Genomic DNA, 19858 nt, shown 5'->3' with positions numbered 1-19858 from the left:
ATTGCTCTAACCTTTGTAAATAGCATTCCTACTTCTTTTTTTAGTCAACTTGAATCATTTTTGAAGATATACACCACTACTATCCTTTAAAAATTTTTCCATCTTTTCTGCTTTCACTGCTTTTGAGAAAAGATAACCTTGACCGATATGACAATGACCTTCAATCAACTTGTTTAATTGATACTCGCTTTCTATTCCTTCGGCGACAACAGTTAAATTTAAATCAATGCCTAAAAGGATAATAGTTTTAACCATGGCCAGCTGCATTTCATCATCGATATCATCAATAAACGATTTATCTAATTTTATCGTGTCGATAGGTAACTGCCGGATCATGTGTAGCGATGAATAGCCTTTTCCAAAATCATCAATGGCTATTTTAACGCCTTTTTTTCTTAAGCTTGTTAAGATTTTTATGCTATCATTTATATTTTGCATAATGCTCTCAGTTACTTCTATTTCCAGAAACTGAGATTGCAGACCAGATTCACGTAAAGCTTTTTCAACGACAGATAAAAATCTCCCTTGTTGAAATTGTCTCACTGACACATTGACAGACACGCTTACTAACGGCAAACCTCTTTGCTGCCAGCTCACATTCTGTTTACACGCCTCATTTAAAACCCATTCCCCGATCGAGACAATCTGACCTGTTTCCTCGGCAATCGGGATAAACTCAGCGGGAGAGATCCAACCCAGTTCCGGATGTTTCCATCGCAACAAGGCTTCCATACCCACAATCTTTTTTGATTTCAATTCTAGTTTAGGTTGATAGTAAACTTTAAACTGTTTTTCTTCAAGTGCCTTTCTCAGGTCACTTTCTATTCTCATTCTTCGCGCCATGATCTGATTAAGGTCATCATCATAAAATCTATACCCGTTCTTCCCGTTTTCTTTTGCGAGATACATGGCAGCATCCGCATACTTGAACAATTCTTCATACGTCCGAGCGTGTAGTGGGAACAAACTTATTCCGATACTTGCCGTAACTATAATTTCATGCCCATGTATCGAGAAGGGTTTCCGGAATTTTTCCAGCACTGTTTCTGTAAGCTGTATACATTTTTCTTCTGTTGCGTCAGGCAATACAATGGCAAATTCATCTCCACCTAGTCTAAACACTTGCGTGTCAGCTGTTAGAATTTGTTGCAAATATTTCGAAATTTTCATCAATATAAAGTCTCCAGCTTGATGACCCAGCGTATCATTGATCACTTTAAAGCGATCCAAATCGATCAATAATAAAGCTGTACTACTATCTCTGCACTTTTGCATCTCATAATCCAGATATTCCTCAAAGCTTATTCGATTTTTCAATCCGGTTAAGGGGTCGTGGTAAGCTAGGTGTTTGAATTCATCTATTAGTTTATCGTTTTCTTTTACGATATATAATTGTCGCATAATAATCATAAAAATAATGACAGATAAACCTATACTTAAGACGTTTAATTGCCATTGATAGCTTTGAATGACCAAAAAAAGGAGGACGATCGTGCTGGCATAAGGAAGGATGTTTCCAAATTTTTTAAATGTTTTTTCTATCTCCCAGATAGGTTCTTCTCTATCTTCCTTTACATAAAATCCGGCGGCGCCTATCAGCCAGATACTAACTATCCACAACAAATCAGTGAAGGTCCCTTGGGAATAATTTTCTGCAATCTCAAGATAGACAGAATAAGAATCCGCTATGACATGTAGGGAAAATCCAGTCACAATTAGCAACATGACACTCTTTTCTTTATTTTTTAGAATAAGATAAAACATAATCACTAGCACAAACGTCAAACTTATATCAATTATAGGATAGGCCACGGTAATCATAGTATTCCATAAAGAATGGTTTGAAAGGGTTAAAATAGGTTCGATCAGATAATGAATGACAATAGAAGATACTGTTATCATGAATATAATGATATTAAAAAGATAAACTTTTTTGAAGGTAGTGGGATTAGCCCACCTTATCCAATAAACAAGTCCCGATAAGAAAAACACATACGCAAGCAACCAAAGGGAACTTGCAATATCAGAGTACAGCATATTATTTCCTACAAGAAAAAAGAACCATATTATGTTAGCTGTTAAGTAGAATATTCCTCCGACAGTTAACAGCAACCAAAATTTCCTTTGTTTATTCGTTGTTCGCCTATAGGCTCTATGTATGTATGTCACAAAAAATATCAAACTAGCTGTTTGAAGAACATTAACACCTATGGCTCCGAGCCATAAATCTTCTCCAAACAGTAGTTTCCATCCGTAAAAAAGAATGATATTGAGGGTAATAAAAAATATAATCAATCGTCCACGCTTCAATTAAACAATTCCTTTCGTTTTCCAAATTATGTCACAAGATAAATGAGAGTCTTTACTTATCAGTTTTTTTTTAAAACAAATCAGTTACTCAACCAGCACTAGGTTCACACCCTATACTGTCTTTCCAACGCGTCTCAATGGTACTTTTTCAACTCTGCTTCAGACTTAAGAGGGTAACCGTCGCTAGGATGATCCCCATACCTAAAAATTGAATCAGTGTAAGCATTTCACTCAGAACGATCACTCCAAAAAGGGAGGCTGTCACTGGTTCCACCATTGCAATGACGGAAGCCGAAGTCGGTGATATTCGTTTCAGACCGGCTACATATAAGAAAAATGACAGACCTGCTCCAATAACACCTAATAGAATCATCCATAACAAGTCAGTTGAGTAAAAGACCGAAACAGCTTCATTCCGGTCAATGAAAAATAACATCAACAGAGTAAAGGTTAGGAAGGCCATCATTAAAATCCCTTGCGGCTCTCCGTATCGAGATGCGTATTTAAATCCAAAAAGAAACAACGCATACGATGATCCTGCACCTAAGCCCGTAACAAGTCCGAGTATCGTGATGCTGTCAAAATTAATGTTATAAATCTCTGTCAATAATACCACTCCAACTATAACAAAACCAATAGCCAGCCATTTATATAGTGACGGCTTTTCAAGGCGAAATACGAAAGATACAAAGAGAACAAAAATTGGAGCAGTGTACATCAGTGTTGCTGCTACAGCAACGCTTGCCTCTGAAATACTGATGAAATATAGCATGAAATTTCCAGCTACTCCCAGACCTGCAACGATAGACCATAACAGCATCTTCTTATCCCATCGGGTCGGTTTAAACACGAACCAGATCAGAATACAAAGAAACCCCACTGCTCCCCTAAAAAAGGAGATGACTAAGGGATCCAAGCCTTTGTCCATTAAAAAACCGCCTAAGCCTCCGGAAAGTCCCCATAAAATTGCAGCACTAATAACTAACCCTGCTCCGACAAAATCCATACAGTTACCTCCCCATAAATCCAAATAAATGGCTTTATCCAATAAAAGAGATTTTATAATAAAAATTTCAAAAGCTTTTTATCTGGAATTTTCTTTGCATACTGGGTTAAAATCCTGACTTACTAATGATACATTCCGTCGTGTTGATTAATGATGCAAAAAAAATAAGCATCAGTGAAGCACCAATGCTTATTTACATAAAATCATTAATTAACAACTGATTTGCAATTACTAAGCTAGTTTTTTATTCAAAATCAATGATCAATTTCAGTGCTTTGTTTTCAGAAGCATTCTCAAAAGTTTTATACGCCTCTAACATGTCATTAAAGTGATAATGGTGTGTTACCAGCTCATTCGGAGCGATTTTACCTGACTCCACTGTTTTCAGCAACATAGGGGTTGTATTTGTGCTAACTAATCCTGCTGAAATGCTGATGTTTTTGATCCATAAATCTTCTAAATGCAATTCAACACTTTTTCCATGTACGCCGATATTGGCTAATCTTCCGCCAGGTGCTAGGATTTTTTGACATATGTCAAAAGTTTGAGGGTAACCGACAGCTTCCATCGCAACATCTACACCTAAGTCATCCGTTATTGCGAATATCTCCTTGATGGCTTCCTCGGCATTTTTAGAATTAACGGTATGTGTGGCCCCAAATTTTTTCGACATTTCTAAACGGTTATCATCGATATCAACCATAATTATTTTTGCCGGCGAATAAAATTGCGCCGTTAAAAGTGCTGCCATTCCGATTGGACCGGCTCCAATGATAGCCACCGTACAACCAGGTTCAACTTGTCCCGCTATGACGCCAATTTCCAATCCTGTCGGAAGAATATCACTAAGCATAACCAGACTGTCATCATCCATTCCTTTAGGCACATGATGAAGACTATTGTCTGCATGAGGTATTCTTACATATTCTGCTTGAGTACCATCTATTAAGTGTCCTAGGATCCACCCACCGTCTTCACAATGAGCATAGAGTCCTTTCTTACAATAGTGACATTTACCACATGACGTAATACACGAGATCAAAACTTTATCTCCGACCTTGAAGTTTGAAATCCCGCTACCAACTTCTTCAACAATTCCAATTCCTTCATGCCCGATAGTTAATCCCTCTGGTACTTCTGGAGTATGACCCGCCATAATGTGTAAATCTGTACCACAAATAGTCGTTTTGACAAGTTTTACAACAGCATCTGTACTCTTTTGTACCGTCGGTTTTTCCTTATCTAGAACCTCTTTTTGATTTATACCCACAAACGAAAGCGCCTTCATTTTATCATTCCTCCTTATTAAATATGTTACATTTAACGTTATACTATCACCAATATATCAATGTATCAACGATTTCAACTTACAAGCGTTTCTTCACAATCTAATCATTGGAAGAAGCCTAAACACACTCGCCCATTTTAAAAAAGTATCGGGATAAATTGTGTAACGTTTACAGATTCTATCACTTACAAATAAAAAAAATCGCTTATTTATAACCGAGTTCTCTACGCTCACTGAAAATATTTCCAATTCCATCACTGGAAATTATCACATGCCTCTCTTAAATCAATAAAGTCCTCCAACGTCTCAGCCTGAAGGACTTTATTGATTTTCTTTTGCTTTCAGATCGTAGAGGGGCGAGTTGGAATATCAACTGCTCTTAATTCATTTTTCTGATTTAAAACTTTCGAATTTTCTTTATTCCATGGTTCTAAATAATGCGCAAAGCGTAAGTTAGTTTTAGTATATTCATGTTACAAAGCTTTATAACCCTATATGAGCCGTGTATATTTGACCTTTATTAACATGGAATCAAAATTGTAGGCATCAGTTATGAGTTGATATATAATTTAGAAAACAGAGATGAAGTAGTGAATCGTTTGCTAAAGATACACTGCCTCGAAAACGAAAATCTCATCAAATATCATTTATTATTTCAATGACAGTTCTTACATAGGTCTCATGTACATACATTCTTATAAAATTAGGAGGTATTTATTATGAAGATGAAAAAAGAGGCACTAAATTTAGAGAAATTGAAGTCAAAAATAAGTGGTAATGTCTTAACAGCTGCTAGTGAAGAATACGACAGTGCTCGTACCTCATGGTTGCTTTCAGTAGATCAGTGGCCTGAAGTAATTGTCGTTGCTGAGAACACCTTGGATATTATTGAAGCCGTCCGTTTTGCTAAAGCGAATGGGCTGAAGGTAGCTGTAAAAAACACTGGGCACGGCGTTGCACTTCCAGCAAATGATAATATGCTTATTGTTGTTGGCTCAATGAGGAGAGTCTATATAGATCCTATTAATCAAACGGCACACATTGAAGCAGGAGCTAAGTGGATCGATGTTCTTGAAAAGGCACAGATGGAAGGAATGGCACCGTTAATGGGTTCATCTTCAGATGTCGGTGCTATCGGCTATACGATGGGTGGCGGAATGGGATGGTTGGCACGAAAATACGGACTTTCAGTAGATAATGTCATTTCATATGATATGGTGACAGCTGATGGTGAACTGATTCATGTGAATAAACATGAAAATAATGATTTGTTTTGGGGATTAAGCGGATGTGGCGCTGCTTTCGGTGTCATTACGGCAATGGAAATAAACTTATTCCCGGTAAAAACCGTTTATGCTGGAAGTCTGATGTATCCACGTGAGGTTGCCTCCGAAGTATTTGTCCGTTATAGAGAGTGGATCGCGGGTATCGAGGATGACTGGACCACAACGATTTCAATCGAAAATTACCCACCACTGCCGATAGTCCCTGAATTTCTGCAGGGTAAATCTGCCGTTGTCGTACGTGGATGTTACGCCGGCCCCGTAGAAAAAGGAGAAGAAATAATTAAATCATGGCTGGACTGGATGGAACCCATGGCTAATCTATTTGGAGCTATCCCTTTCAAAGATGCGGATACCATCAGTGATGATCCAAAAGATCCCATCCCAGCTACAGCACGGAGCTTAATTATCAACGAGCTGTCAGATGATGTTGTAAGCATTATGCTCAAACGGGCCTTCCCACAAAACGAACCAACACCTCTTTTCGCTGCAGAAATTCATCACGGCGGAGGGGCAATGGCTCGAGCAGATAAAGATGCCGTTGCGTATAGTCAACATGATGCACCATTCATTCTTAATATGGTCGGGCTAGTCCCTACACCAGAAATGAACCTGGCATATACAGAAATTGCCAATGGGATCAAGAACGAAATGGAGCCTTATTCAACAGGTAATGTTTACATGAACTTTTTAGCCGGTGACGAAAAATGGAACCAGACAAAAGATGCATTTACTCCAGAAGCATTCAACAGATTGATTACCTTGAAGAATAAATACGATCCTGAAAATCTCTTCTGCTTTAGTTTGAATGTCCCTCTTGAATAGGATATATGCTGAAATATCGCTGTTTTCTTATTCCCTAATGCAGAAAGACCCAATCAGTTGTACATGATTGGGTCTTTCTGCATTTTCATCCTATAAAAAACAGTTTAGCGTCCATAGCAATACATTCCATTACGATATTTTTCTATAAAACGTCAATTATTAGTCATCCGAAGGTGCGTATCAATTGAAATTTTAGTAAGTAATTTCTCTTGAGAATCATTTTCTGCTATTATATTCCTAAGACGATCTAATGGAGGAGAACTAATCATGGTGAAATTCAAACAGAATATACGGGGAAATGTAGCTCTAGGTGTCAATCCACTTGGATGCAAACAAGAAGTATTGAATCAAATCGATTATGTGAAAAATAAAGGGACTTATGAAGGTCCGAAAAAGGTATTGATCATCGGTGCGTCCTCAAGCTACGGTCTAGCCACCCGAGTCAGCCTAGCTTTCGGTGCGGGAGCAGATACGATTGGCATTTCTTATGAAAAAGGACCCAAGAGCGAAAAATCTCTGGGTACAGCTGGCTGGTACAACAATATCGCTTTTCGAGAAGCAGCTGAAAAAGATGGGCTGACTGCCAAAAACTTTGTGCAGGACGCCTTTAGCCATGAAACCAAACAAGAGGTCATCGATTATATAAAGAATGATTTTGGGGGTAAAGTAGATCTAGTCGTCTATAGCCTCGCAAGTGGTCGACGGACAGATCCTGATACTGGCGAGACCTACTATTCCTCGATCAAAGCCATTGGGGAGCCAGTGGTTGGCCCTAATATCAATATGCAAGAGCAGAGATATTACACTGAAACGCTGGACCCCGCAACTGACCAGGAAATCGCTGATACCGTCAAAGTGATGGGTGGCGAAGACTGGGAACTATGGCTGAAAGCACTGAAAGAAGCAGATGTGCTGGCTGACGGTGTTCTAACGACTAATTATTCTTATTTAGGAACAGAGTTGAATCAGCCTTACTATGGTCATGGTACCCTTGGCCGTGCGAAAGCAGATTGTGATGAAAAAGCTGATAATATCAATGAATTACTGGCAGATATTAACGGCAAAGCCAAGATCGTGGTGGCCACTGCAGTGACCACTAAAGCAAGTTCAGTCATTCCTTTTTTCCCTGTTTATTGTATCGGTCTTTACAAAATAATGGCTGAAAAAGGCACTCACGAAACACCAATCATGCATCAAGACCGAATTTATCGAGAAATGATTTATGGCAACAAAGCTGAGTATGATGACGTTGGCCGTCTTAGACCTGATAATTGGGAACTTGACAGCGACACTCAGGCCAAAACGAAGGAATTGATTCTAAAATTAAATGAAGAAAATTTCAATTCTGAAATGACAGCTTATGATATCTTTTATAAAGAATTTTCAATTTTAAGTGGCTTCATGGTTGATAACTATGTTGATCAAGAGGTTACCCTAGAAGAATTAAAAGCATTAGAATATTAACCTATATTGCTGTCGCAGCAAATATGCCGGTAGAAATAAAAAAGGAAATGGCTATATAGCCATTTCCTTTTTTATTTTGCGGTTTTTCACTTTATACCTCCAGCATACCTTTGAAACGTACTCAGAATTCCCATTGACAGCTCTTTATATCAACATGGGTTTCATTCTTCATGGGCACATCTTCATCTTCCAGCAGCTGTCGTTGGTCTTTCCAACCTGGTGCCAATCGGCCAGCATGATTCACCACTCTGTGACACGGGTAACTGCCGTAAAATTCTGCCCTGCTCAACACTCTGCCTACCAGTCGGGAATTTCTTTCTCTACCAATCAACTTGGCGATTTGACCGTATGTGGCAACTTTTCCCTTAGGAATCTCCTCGACCACCGATAATATTTCATATATCAACTCTTCGTTTAAAATCCGTTTCATATTCTTTCTTCCCTTCACAGCTTGGAAATAGCTCTAATTCTTTCACTTGAAATTATCGCGAGCCTTTCGCAGGTGAATGAAATCTTCCAACGTCTCAGCCTGAAGGAAAAGATTGATCATTTTTTCCTTTCCGATCGTAGAAGGCAAAGTTGGATGTCCTTCTGTTCGCAACTGGTCGACTTGGTCCAAGGCTTTAGAAACAACCTCATTGTTCGGCTGTAGAGAATGTGCAAAGCGTAAATTGGTCTGCGTATACTCATGAGCTGCATAGACGTGTACGTCATCGTTCAAGCGCTTGAATTTCTGTAAGGCATCATATTGAGCTTGGTAATCTTTTGTAAAGACTCGTCCGCAACCGGCTGAGAACAAGGCGTCCCCACAAAAAAGTGCTTCTCCCATTAATAAACTGATGTGCCCCTGGGTATGCCCAGCCGTTTTGAAGACTTGAAAGGTTTGACCCAGCAGTTCAAAGGAATCCCCGTCCTGGATGATGAGCTTAGCTATGGGTTCGGTTTCTTTCGGTCCATAAATCGGAATAATAGGATAGTTCGCTGAAATTTCTTTAACCCCACCGATATGGTCGTCGTGATTATGGGTCAAAAGGATGGCGGTTAAATGCAACTGTTGTTCTTCCAAGTAAGCTATCACGCTTTCAGCTTCCCCCGGATCGACCACCACTGCTTCCGTTCCTTCTTCAATGATCCAGATATAATTATCAGAAAGCGATTTGATTGGGTGAATGTGCATCAGAATAACTCCTCACTTTTTAATTTCACTGTAAATATATAACTCATTTCCGAGTAAAGCGATGATTTTTTTCAAATCTTTAGCCAGGATGACCATGGTTTGATCAGGTCTGGCGGGAGCAAAAACAAGTTTTTCTTGTTCAAACAACTCCTCATCTACTATCATCGGAATGGACTCTTCATAGCCCAAAGGTGTTACAGCACCTACTTTTTGACCAGTGACCTCTTCCATTTCATCTGGTTTCACAATTGCTAGTTTCTCACCTACAACTTGCTTCAAGCGTTTAAAATCGGTGTTTTTCGTCGTGAACGTCACGAATGAATAGTATTGTCCGGATTTCCCTTTCAGAAAGAGTGCTTTGGTTTCTGTACCCGTAAACCCTTTTTCTTTTTTCATGATCACAGCATCTTCATTCGTATAGATAGGATCATGATCATACAATTCAAAATAAATGGCATGTTCTTTTAAAAATTCTTCAAGATTGACTATCACTTTCTCCCCTCCTCATATTAATGTATACATCGTTCTCGAATTACAACATCAAGCAAAAGCTATTTATTCCAAGGTTCCCTCTATCTGTCAGAGCATCCTCAATCCTGCCATTGACAGATTTTCATAACCACATGGTTAATTGGCACATCTTCATCTTCCAGCAGCTGTCGTTGTTCTTTCCAGCCTGGTGCCAGTCTGCCCGCATGGTTCACCACTCTGTGACAAGGTGAGCTTCCGTAAAATTTCGACAGGCTTAATACTCGGCCTACCAGTCGAGAATTTCTTTCTCTGCCAATCATTCGGGCGATCTGGCCGTAAGTGGCCACTCTCCCCTTAGGGATCTCTTCCACTACCGATAAGATTTCGTATATCAACTCTTCGTCTAGTATTCTTTTCATTAATTTTCGCTCCCACAACACAAAAATTATAACTGTCATCATTTGTAAAAATAATCATCGCATCAGTCTGAAGCCAATAATTTTATAAGTAAATGTTTAGAATAATCGATAATACTGTTTATCTTGATATTAATGTTTCCTTTACCTCTAAAAGCACCTGTTAAACAAAATGAGAAATATGAATATTTAAACTTTTAAAACCCTTGAATATTAATATTAGTCATAATATAATCAATTGATAGCTAATTGATTTCATTTTCAATACATACCATTAGTCTATTAATCAAACTATCTTAACGACACCACTGACTAATCATAACACTAAGTATAGTCACTGCATATATCATATCAAAATCAGAAAACTGGATACCATATTTTTTTACATACGTTTTAATCTCTCATTATTAAACTATCTTTCAGGAGGAATGTACTATGAACAAATCACGGACTAGAAAAAGTCTTTTTATATTGACTGTACTTACGATATCCCTTTTTATAACTGAACTGACATTTGAAATAGGGGCTGGGTATAATCATACTGTAGAAGCTGCAAAAGTGGAGTACCATACTACGGCTAACTTGAATATGAGATCAGGTGCTTCGACAAAAAATAAAATACTTCTGACAATACCTAAAGGGAAAAAGGTAGAGTACCTATCGAAATCCGGCTCTTGGTTTAAAGTAAAGTATAACGGTAAAACTGGATTTTTGAGTTCAAGCTACGTAAGGAGTGTTTCACCTGCAGCTCCTAAAAAAGTTCAACCTTCCGCTACAAAGACAGCCCCTACAAGTAAAGTAGCGTATCAGACAACGTCTAACTTGAATATGAGATCCGGAGCTTCTACCAAACATAAAATACTCCTTACGATACCTAAAGGAAAAAGCGTAGACTATTTATCAAAGTCTGGCACTTGGTTTAAAGTGAAGTATAGCGGTAAGACTGGTTTTGTGAGTTCGATTTTCTTAAAGAAGGTAACTACTTCTGCAGCACCAAAGGCACAAGTAAAACCCACTCATATCAACGGGGTATTACTCGTTAATAAGAAATACGCCCTCCCATCAAACTATGCTCCTGGTGAAAACAAAGAAGCGCGTTCAGTCTTCAATAAAATGGCATCCGCATCAAACAAAGAAGGCATCAAGTTGACTGCTTTCAGCACCTATCGCTCTTTTGACTACCAGAAAAATCTCTATAACAACTATGTAAAAAAAGATGGGGAAAAAGCGGCTGACCGCTACAGTGCTAAACCGGGACACTCTGAACACCAGACAGGCCTTGCTTTTGATGTTTCACAGACAGGGGCCAAAAATCCTTTTGCAGAATCTAATGCTTCAAGATGGATGGCGAAGAATGCTCACAAATATGGTTTCATTGTGAGGTATCCTAAAGGAAAAGAACACATCACAGGCTATATGTATGAGCCATGGCATTTACGTTATCTAGGCATAGATCTCGCTACGAAAGTTTACAACAGCGGTAAAACACTGGAGGAATACTTAGGCGTACAATAAATATCCTTTCAATACCCTTCTCAGCTTAAGAGAAGGGTATTTTTATATCAGTAACAGATTATTCAGCGAATCAAAAACAAAGCAAATCATCTGAGAACATTTTTTTAATCATCAATTTCTGCAAGACCATCTTCTTTCAGTTTCTTCAAATCAGCGAGCATTGTGTTGATCTGTTCATCTGTATGCCGTTCCCAGGATGACAACTCAGCCAATATTTTTATTGCGGAAGCAGATCTATAGGACCGTGTTGGATTACCTGGGTACCGTTTGTCTGTTAAATTAGGGTCATTTTCAAATTCCCCTATCGGCTTCACCATGTATATCCGTTCTTTTCCATTTCCTGAAGCCAGCTCAGCACCCCACTTTGCTGCTTCTAGTGTAGCAGTAAAATAAATATAGTTTGAGATTCGTCTATCTTCATAATTTGATTCGTACCCTGGACTTAATAGATCCCCGGTAGATAAGTCAGCTTTAGTTCCGTGAAAAAATGGCCCTTTGCCTAATTCGTATTGTGGTGTTTCCATTAACTATTCCTCCTCTAGATGATTAGCTCGTATCTGATTAAGCCATTCTACTAGCATTTTTGGTAAAATAACAGTCTATTATTTGCAAGCTCAGTTTAGTATAATTAAAGCAAAGGAACGTTTGTATCACGAATTTCAAGTTAGATATCACTATCTTGTTTACTATATATACTTTACCATCAATTAAAAAGAGGACGGATTGCATCATTAAAGATGCCAATTCGTCCTCTTTTGTTATTTTTAACTCGTCACACTACTCATCCGTGTAATATGTCCAACAATAGTTTGAATAAGCTGATTGTTAGACATATTTTAATTGAACTCAATAATCTCTATTACTGAAGAAGGGATTGTTATAACGCCTCCGATAGTGGATTCATATGAAACAGTGCCTAGTGAATAACCGGAAATTGTTAAATAATCATCTTCCAATACCCGTTGCTCTACTATGTCAGGAGAATAAGCTACATAAATTACTTGGTCGTAGTCATCATTTACCGCAAATCGTAGTTGGATTTCTTCATCACCTTCAATGACTTGGATAACCTTTCCACTGAATTTGATTTTTTCACCCATATAATCATCAGGTGTTCTTGCTAATTGGTCATATGTGATTCCTGTTTCATATCCTCTTGCAAGTTCTTCTTCTTCGGCTTTTATTGCTGCTTCTTCTTCAGCCTTTTCTGCTGCCTCTTTTTCGGCCTGTTCTTTTTCTTTAGCATCTTGTTTAGCTTTTTTAGCTGCTTCTTCTTCAGCTTTCTTTTTATCAGCCGCTTCTTTTTCCTCAGCAGCTATTTTATCTGCTTCAATTTTTCTAGCTTGTGCTTCTGATTCTTCTAATTCTTCATAAGGAGTCATACGCTCTTTATATTTATCATAATCTTTTTTGATTATGTCATTTTCGTCAGTCAGTCTAGTTATTTCTGCATCCTGTTCTTCTTTTTCTTCTTCTAAATATGTAAGACTAGCCGTTAAATCCTGAACATCTTGTTCTAAAGTAGAGATATTCGTCTCATAAGCCTCTGCATCGGTGCATGCACTTAGAAATATCAAAACGCCAAATAAAGATACTATTTTTTTCATCTATTTACCTTCTATCTTTTTAATTTTTAACAACACAATTATAACATATATAACATTATGTTAGTGGTTTTTTCATGTTATATAATGATCAAAATGATCGATTTATATAACAGAGACTTGATGCATGTCAGCACCCAATTGTATAAAAGAGAGTCTTTTTACTTAAACCTGCTCTGGATTTAATACTATCAAATTCTTGGCAACCACCGTCAAACAGTTCACAGGCCCAACCATTTTATACCCTTATCATCAATCAAAAGAAAGGCCGCCTAGAGCGACGTGTGTCCCATCTTCATACATAGAATGTCTCCTCAAAACTCAGATTAGCGCTGCTAATTTTTCTTAAAGTAAACCCTAATCCTCTATCTTTTATACCAACCATTTTAATGCTATCATTTACTTGTCCATTGTCTGCCTAATATTATGAATGTTTAATTTAGGCTATTACCTTCCAGTAAAAATCACACAAAATAAAAACTAAAATTAAAGAGGTGACAGGTATGACTAAAGAACAAAAAGTAATGCTATTTACTGCATCCAGCCTAGATGGTTATATTGCAACAAAAGATGAATCGCTTGAGTGGCTATTTAATGTAGAAGGTGAGGGCGATAACGGTATTTCTGAGTTCTATAATGACGTAGACACTGTGGTAATGGGTAAAACCACCTACGATTGGATCATGAGAAACGACCCAACAAATTTTCCCGATAAAGACTGTTATGTGTTCACTCATAGCTCCTTGGAAGATGAAAATGTAACCTTTATCAACGAAACGCCGTCTGACTTCATTAGTAGAATGAAAGTACAAGAGAGAAGAAAAATCTGGCTTGTTGGAGGGGGTAAATTAGTACACTCATTTCTAAAAGAAAATTTAATTGATGAACTAATTATCACCATAGCCCCTGTAATACTTGGAACAGGCATTCCACTTTTTAATGAAGAAGACTATTATTTTGACTTATCATTAAAACGACTACGACAATTTAACCAGTTTGTAGAGTTGCATTATGTAGTAAAGAAATGATACCTAGGTATCATTTCTTTACTCTGTCATATTAATCTTCATCTACTCGTGGTACGGTTCTTCGTAACAATCTTAAGGCAATGATTTTATAAAACAACCCGTGGGATGAATTGATTGCCCTGAAGTTAAAGTTTTATCCTACTCAATAAAGGATACTATCATAAAAAGATTCCGGTAAACATCTGGCGGATTAAATAAATTCTCTTTCAGCACAGACTATTAGAATGTTTTTTTGTTTGTTTTCCAACTATTTTAATTATACCATTGATAACAGTAAATGTTGTAGACCTAAAGCATTCTCGTTTTGGATCTATGAAAGGGGGACGAAAGTAAATTTCCTGTCTCATCTCTACAAATAAGCTAAGTGTTCAGTAACATCCGGCAAAAAAATTCAGCTGCTCCAACTTTCTTTATGTTCTATGCTCATAAAGAGACAAAAGCACCGCCTCTGACTATCAGAGGCGGTGCCTTTTTTCAGACTTCTCACCATGTACGCAAGAAAAGACCGCCTTTCCTCTAATCGGAAAGGCGGTCTTTTCGTTTAATTCATTTATTTTTTCACTGTTACGTTTGTTTCTGGGCTTACATTATTTGATGCATCAGCAACAGCGATGCTAAGATGTGTACCCTGCTTTTGACTCGGAATCGTGACTTCAAACTTGCCTTTGTCATCTGCCTGAGCCGTTCCGATCACTTCATCGCCGACTTTCACTGTTACATCGGCATATGCTTCTGTTTTGCCTGTGACTGACGTAGACTGGCTGTCAACGTTTTTCACCTTTGGAGCTTCAGGTGCAACGTGCTCTGAAACAGTCATTACTTTGGTGTCAATGATTGTTCCCGATGCATCTTCTACTGTCACTTCAACTACTGATCCAGCTTTTTGCTTAGGAATTCTTACATTAAAGTTACCCTCAGCATCGGCCGTTACTGTGCGTCGTTGATTTCTATTTCCAAAATCTACAGTAACAACTGAATCTGCTTCCGCTTTTCCGGTAACTTCTTTGGACTCATCAGTAATCTCATTCACTTCCAAACCGCTTGCAACGGTCACGCTGAGTTCCTCACTCACGTTTCCAGCTTCATCGGTTGCTGTGATCATCAATACTGTTTCTGCATTCTGTTTCGGAATCTCTACGGTGTAAAGACCTTCAGCATCGGCAATAGACGTGAACGTTTCTGTATCATTCGCTACCGTCACTGTTGAAGCAGCTTCAGCTAATCCGGTCACTTCAGTGGAGCGGTCAGATACTTCATCGGCGGTTGGCATTTCCGGCGGTGTGCGATCCGTTACCTCAACGGTCAGCTCTTCGCTGACATTTCCAGCTTCATCAGTTGCTGTGATCGTCAGTGCTGTTCCGGCCAGCTGTTTTGGAATCTCTACTGTGTAGAGACCTTCATCATCAGCAATGGACGTGAACATTTCCGTATCATTCGCTACTGTCACTGTTGAACCCGCTTCAGCCAATCCGGTCACTTCAGTGGAGCGATCAGATACTTCATCAGCTGTCGGTGTCTCAGGACGCGTCACGAAATTGTGAACGTATACTTGTTCAGCGTAACTATCTTGGCCTTCAGCTAATCCGTAGGTAAATCCATATATGATTTCATCGCCCTCTTTTAAATCATTCAATGTGTAAACAGAGTAATTCTCTCCGGCTTTATCCATCATAATATTCTGCGGTGTCGTGTCGTTTTTATTGTAATGAATGATCGCCCATGGCGCATCGTTCACATAAAACTCAACAGAGTTTTCCGTGATTGTTCCTACTCCATATCCTTCTTTAGGTGTCACTGGTTCTGCAGGCTCATCTGGTTCTCCAGCCGGCAGAACAGGAATTTCGTAAAGGTAGACATTATCGATCGAAACAACATGCTCACCGATTGCTTCCTGGTCTTCCACTTTGCCTAATGCAAGCACAAATTTTGCAGCAGGATCCGTGCCTTTTTCGTGGGTGAATTCGAGTGCATAGGTATTCATTTCTTCGTTGATTTCCACTGTTTCCCACAGATACTTGTCATAGTTCGTACTCTCTACGATGGCATCTATTTTTCGTCCAATAGAAGATGACATGTCAAAGACCAATCTGTAGGACTTTGATTCTTCCAGACGCAAGCCCATTTGGCTGAACTGAATGCTCCAGAATTCATTCCCTAATGACGGAATCGTGATCTGCTGCTCTTCATCTATAACCACAGAAGATGCGCCCACGTCCGAAAACATGTCCCATGAAGTCGTTCCATTGGTAAAGGAGTGGTTTTTGATTTGGTTGACCGCTGGATTTTTGATTTCCAGTGCCACGTTATCGATCGTAACCGTATGCTCACCGTAATCAGCATACTGACCTAGCAGGAAGTTCAGCTCAACCTCTTCATCGCTTGTTGCTTTGAATGAATAGGTATATCTTTGGCTCTCTTCTGATAGAGACAGGTTTTTCTCAAACATTCTTTCTGCTTCACCATTTTGAAGTACTAATCCCATCTCTCTTGACATCGTTGAATGTGCATCGAAGGAAACTAGATACTCCTCGTTTTCATACAACTGGATGCCTGATTGCTTGAATTGTACCGCATCTTTTTCAGCACCTGCACCACTGGCATCAAACGCGGGGATTGCGATTTCAGCTTTGCTCTTGACTACTTCGACCTGATTTATAAACTCATCGTGATCTGTCCAGTTCCAGGCTGACCAATGAGTAAGCCCATCACCGAACGTGCCGTTCTTCAGCGGGAACATTTGATCCAAGGTCAGTTGTGGAATGATATCAATGACCACTGTCGCTGTATCGATTTGTTCTCCATCTTCAGTCGTGACGGTGATTGTAGCTGTACCATTTGCTACCGCAGTGACCACACCGCTCGCACTTACTGTCGCCACACTTTCATCACTTGAAGACCAAGTCACCTTTTTGTTTGTCGCGTTTGATGGTGAAACAGTTGCTGAAAGACTTGTTCTTTGACCATCTGATGTCAATTCAACTTCCGAGCGATTGAGATTGACGCCGGTCACAGGGACCTGCACTGGTTCCGGTTCACTGTAGACACGAACGTAATCAACTTGCATCGTTGCTGGTAAATCTTCTGCATCGGGCACTCTTCCGCCATCGAACCATCCACCGATCGCAAGGTTCATGATCACGTAGAATTCCTGGTCAAACGGTGCCAGCGGATTTTCTCTGGCCGCTGCTGAGAACCATTGTTCTTTTGATACCTTGAAAAAGAATTCTCCATCGACATACCAGCTGAGATGATCTTCTTCCCATATCAGACTGTAGACATGGTAGTCCGTATCTATCCTTCCACCATCTTCGAACGTCTGACTACCTTCAATATAGGTATTTGCTGGCCATTCTCCACCAAAGTGAGTGGCACCGCTTGTCGATTCAGGTACACGTCCTCTAGCTTCCATGACATCGATCTCACCTGAAGATGCCCAGCCACCATAAACATCATCATTCGGCATCATCCATAAAGCAGACCATGCGCCGGTAACTGCAGGGAGCTTCGCGCTAAAGTCGATTCTTCCATACTCGAATGTGAACTTGTCCTTTGTAGTGATCTTGCCCGAAGAATAAGGTGCGATACGATCTGGATCTTCCGGAAAAGAAGCCGGATCTTCAAAGGCCACGATATTCAATTTACCATCTTCCAAAAAGACATTCTCTTCGCTGTCCGTGTAATGTTGAAGTTCGTTATTACCCCATCCCCATGTTCCCGGGTCATCGTTCAAATAGTAACCCGTATCATAGTTCCACTTGCTTTCGTCCAGTTCGTCTCCATCAAACTCATCGTTCCAGACCAGATCCCATCCGTCAATCGTTGGATCATCAGACATGCCAACCTCTATGTCATCCATCACGACATCATCCGGGCGGTGGGCATCCGGGTTCCCGATAAATTTGTACTGAACGAAGTTGTCTCCGATATCTCCATCTTTTTCACCGTTCAAGGGATAGCCTATACGGAAATCCATGTCTTCCTGAAGCGGCTGGAACCAGAGTCCAAAGATATAGTCTGTCCAGTATCCCCACTGATTAGCAGAGGACATTCTATTGTAGCCATTGGCAGAGTAACTGAATCCTGTCGTAGCTGAATCCAGTATGTTGACCCATTCGCCGTCGACGTTCACTTCATAGACGAAGTTGTCCACTTCACTTTTTGTCGCATAACCCCCATCGATCCTAGGGGAAGGTAAACCGATAGCACCGTTCCTGTCCGCTTCAAAAGTTGCTCGGCCATCAAAATTCGTGATCGTGTGTGAATTTCTGACCGGAAGCGTCACTTTTAATGAATAATCCACAAATGCCTCGGGATTGGTTCTTGAGGCTACTCTCACACTTGTCGTCTCTTCTACCGGATCAAACCAGTAGCCGCCAGGACCTTCCCACCAGTTCCCGAAGTTATTATCATAGGTCCAACCGCTGTCTGCATTGTTGTCGATCGATACCCATGTGTCACCCTGCTTCACGAAAAGGGCTATATCATCCTTAACGTCCTTAAATGTTGCGCCGGTGTTGAATCTTGGAAACTCAAACCCAGTTCCACCAGATGGTGAGACGTCAATGGTCGTTGGACCCGCAGGAGCCATCGATGTGATCACTTGAGTGTCAGCTGGTGTCACGTTGAACGTATACTCAACAAACACTTCAGTGTTTGCTTTTGAAGCCACTCTGAGCTGCATCGTTTCTTCTACCGGATTGAACCAGTAACCACCGGGACCTTCCCACCAGTTTCCGAAGTTCTCGTCGTAGACCCATCCGCTGGCCGCATTATTGTCGATGGAGATCCACTCACCGTTCTGTTTTACCAGTAAATCGACGTCGCCCTCGACGTCATCAAAGGAAGCACCATTATTGAAAGTCGGAAATTGGAAGCCGACACCTCCGTCAAAGCCGGCATTGATCGTAGTCGGTCCAGCTGCCTGCATTGAGGTAATGGTCTGCAAGTTCGCAGCAGACGCTGATTCTTCCGACTCGGTATTGGCGCTTACACTTAACGCAGTAGGACCTGCCGCATTAAGGACAAGTATGGAAGCTAAACAGAGCGTTCTGATTTTATTTACTTTTGATTTTGACAATATAAACTCAACTCCTATTTTTTTAGATTACAGTCATGAATAAGTATTCTTGGAAACCCAGAAAATCCAAGCTATCTCAGATGGGGTCCACCCATCAAATAATTTATCACATCCTCTTTTGAGAATAGATTCGTCCATAACGCTGACTGCTCTTCTTACTTTTAAAATCGGTCTTACCTTGCGATTCAGTGATCGAATTATTCTTTATGACTTTTCAGCGACCAAATGTCACCGCTTTCATTCGATTCAATACTGGCGCGCAAGCCACCAATTAAAGTCCCAATTCGTAGTTTGTCCTACGCAGGACATTTGTTGGTCTAACTATAAAAGAACTTGCTGGTAATAGCAAGCTCTTTTAATAAGTGATGTAATTTTATAGTCAGAATTATCTTAA

General features: G+C 39.8%; 14 protein-coding genes and 1 pseudogene. 4 read left to right on the top strand and 11 right to left on the bottom strand.

Annotation, left to right across the window (positions count from 1 at the left end):
* Positions 1-54: 54 nt before the first annotated feature.
* The 4 genes and pseudogenes from ACO1PF_RS05880 to ACO1PF_RS05865 all read right to left on the bottom strand — a co-directional run.
* On the bottom strand, positions 55-2295 hold the full coding sequence (locus tag ACO1PF_RS05880; protein ID WP_423190391.1) for a DUF4084 domain-containing protein: 2241 nt from the start codon (positions 2293-2295) through the stop codon (positions 55-57).
* A 163-nt stretch (positions 2296-2458) separates the two neighbouring features.
* Positions 2459-3316, bottom strand: coding sequence for a DMT family transporter (locus tag ACO1PF_RS05875; protein WP_423190390.1), 858 nt, complete (start codon positions 3314-3316; stop codon positions 2459-2461).
* 244 nt (positions 3317-3560) lie between these two features.
* On the bottom strand, positions 3561-4604 hold the full coding sequence (locus tag ACO1PF_RS05870; RefSeq protein ID WP_423190389.1) for a zinc-dependent alcohol dehydrogenase family protein: 1044 nt from the start codon (positions 4602-4604) through the stop codon (positions 3561-3563).
* Between the two features lie 341 nt (positions 4605-4945).
* Positions 4946-5014 (bottom strand): annotated as a pseudogene (locus tag ACO1PF_RS05865) (hypothetical protein); the annotation flags it as partial.
* 309 nt (positions 5015-5323) lie between these two features.
* Here ACO1PF_RS05865 and ACO1PF_RS05860 point away from each other — a divergent pair.
* Both ACO1PF_RS05860 and fabV read left to right on the top strand, forming a co-directional pair.
* Entirely contained in the window at positions 5324-6712 is a 1389-nt protein-coding gene (locus tag ACO1PF_RS05860; RefSeq protein WP_423190388.1) for an FAD-binding oxidoreductase, read from the top strand.
* A gap of 267 nt (positions 6713-6979) precedes the next feature.
* Positions 6980-8176, top strand: a complete 1197-nt coding sequence (fabV, locus tag ACO1PF_RS05855; protein WP_423190387.1) for an enoyl-ACP reductase FabV — start codon at positions 6980-6982, stop codon at positions 8174-8176.
* Positions 8177-8297: 121 nt separating this feature from the next.
* Here fabV and ACO1PF_RS05850 read toward each other — a convergent pair whose 3' ends face one another.
* From ACO1PF_RS05850 to ACO1PF_RS05835, 4 genes are all read right to left on the bottom strand, one after another.
* On the bottom strand, positions 8298-8606 hold the full coding sequence (locus ACO1PF_RS05850; RefSeq protein WP_423190386.1) for an MGMT family protein: 309 nt from the start codon (positions 8604-8606) through the stop codon (positions 8298-8300).
* A gap of 42 nt (positions 8607-8648) precedes the next feature.
* Positions 8649-9353, bottom strand: coding sequence for a hydroxyacylglutathione hydrolase (gene gloB / locus ACO1PF_RS05845; protein ID WP_423190385.1), 705 nt, complete (start codon positions 9351-9353; stop codon positions 8649-8651).
* A gap of 12 nt (positions 9354-9365) precedes the next feature.
* Positions 9366-9842 (bottom strand): YbaK/EbsC family protein, encoded by a 477-nt coding sequence (locus ACO1PF_RS05840; RefSeq protein ID WP_423190513.1) that lies wholly within the window; start codon positions 9840-9842, stop codon positions 9366-9368.
* A gap of 101 nt (positions 9843-9943) precedes the next feature.
* Positions 9944-10243, bottom strand: coding sequence for an MGMT family protein (locus tag ACO1PF_RS05835; protein ID WP_423190384.1), 300 nt, complete (start codon positions 10241-10243; stop codon positions 9944-9946).
* 432 nt (positions 10244-10675) lie between these two features.
* Here ACO1PF_RS05835 and ACO1PF_RS05830 point away from each other — a divergent pair, with 432 nt between their 5' ends.
* Positions 10676-11755: a D-alanyl-D-alanine carboxypeptidase family protein gene (locus ACO1PF_RS05830; protein WP_423190383.1), complete on the top strand. Its 1080-nt coding sequence runs from the start codon at positions 10676-10678 to the stop codon at positions 11753-11755.
* Positions 11756-11859: 104 nt separating this feature from the next.
* On the opposite strand, the gene arr is transcribed toward ACO1PF_RS05830, so the two are convergent.
* The gene (gene arr, locus ACO1PF_RS05825) at positions 11860-12279 is read right to left on the bottom strand and encodes an NAD(+)--rifampin ADP-ribosyltransferase (RefSeq protein WP_423190382.1); all 420 of its coding nucleotides are present in this window, start codon (positions 12277-12279) and stop codon (positions 11860-11862) included.
* Between the two features lie 312 nt (positions 12280-12591).
* Positions 12592-13362, bottom strand: a complete 771-nt coding sequence (locus tag ACO1PF_RS05820) for a hypothetical protein (protein WP_423190381.1) — start codon at positions 13360-13362, stop codon at positions 12592-12594.
* Positions 13363-13862: 500 nt separating this feature from the next.
* Here ACO1PF_RS05820 and ACO1PF_RS05815 point away from each other — a divergent pair, with 500 nt between their 5' ends.
* On the top strand, positions 13863-14387 hold the full coding sequence (locus ACO1PF_RS05815; protein ID WP_423190380.1) for a dihydrofolate reductase family protein: 525 nt from the start codon (positions 13863-13865) through the stop codon (positions 14385-14387).
* A gap of 550 nt (positions 14388-14937) precedes the next feature.
* On the opposite strand, the gene ACO1PF_RS05810 is transcribed toward ACO1PF_RS05815, so the two are convergent.
* Entirely contained in the window at positions 14938-19464 is a 4527-nt protein-coding gene (locus ACO1PF_RS05810; protein ID WP_423190379.1) for an Ig-like domain-containing protein, read from the bottom strand.
* Positions 19465-19858: the final 394 nt, after the last annotated feature.

Source organism: Alkalibacterium sp. f15 (assembly GCF_049389645.1).
Classification (GTDB): domain Bacteria; phylum Bacillota; class Bacilli; order Lactobacillales; family Carnobacteriaceae_A; genus Alkalibacterium.
Note: the sequence above shows the minus strand (reverse complement) of the source record. Positions and strands in the feature narration are given on the sequence as shown.

What these genes read in the sequence shown, in the direction of transcription:
- ACO1PF_RS05850 (WP_423190386.1), bottom strand. Translation starts at nt 8,606, where the DNA reads ATGAAACGGATTTTAAACGAAGAGTTGATATATGAAATATTATCGGTG.
- ACO1PF_RS05830 (WP_423190383.1), top strand. Translation starts at nt 10,676, where the DNA reads ATGAACAAATCACGGACTAGAAAAAGTCTTTTTATATTGACTGTACTT.
- ACO1PF_RS05875 (WP_423190390.1), bottom strand. Translation starts at nt 3,316, where the DNA reads ATGGATTTTGTCGGAGCAGGGTTAGTTATTAGTGCTGCAATTTTATGG.
- fabV (WP_423190387.1), top strand. Translation starts at nt 6,980, where the DNA reads ATGGTGAAATTCAAACAGAATATACGGGGAAATGTAGCTCTAGGTGTC.
- arr (WP_423190382.1), bottom strand. Translation starts at nt 12,279, where the DNA reads ATGGAAACACCACAATACGAATTAGGCAAAGGGCCATTTTTTCACGGA.
- ACO1PF_RS05835 (WP_423190384.1), bottom strand. Translation starts at nt 10,243, where the DNA reads ATGAAAAGAATACTAGACGAAGAGTTGATATACGAAATCTTATCGGTA.
- ACO1PF_RS05820 (WP_423190381.1), bottom strand. Translation starts at nt 13,362, where the DNA reads ATGAAAAAAATAGTATCTTTATTTGGCGTTTTGATATTTCTAAGTGCA.
- ACO1PF_RS05860 (WP_423190388.1), top strand. Translation starts at nt 5,324, where the DNA reads ATGAAGATGAAAAAAGAGGCACTAAATTTAGAGAAATTGAAGTCAAAA.
- ACO1PF_RS05870 (WP_423190389.1), bottom strand. Translation starts at nt 4,604, where the DNA reads ATGAAGGCGCTTTCGTTTGTGGGTATAAATCAAAAAGAGGTTCTAGAT.
- ACO1PF_RS05815 (WP_423190380.1), top strand. Translation starts at nt 13,863, where the DNA reads ATGACTAAAGAACAAAAAGTAATGCTATTTACTGCATCCAGCCTAGAT.
- gloB (WP_423190385.1), bottom strand. Translation starts at nt 9,353, where the DNA reads ATGCACATTCACCCAATCAAATCGCTTTCTGATAATTATATCTGGATC.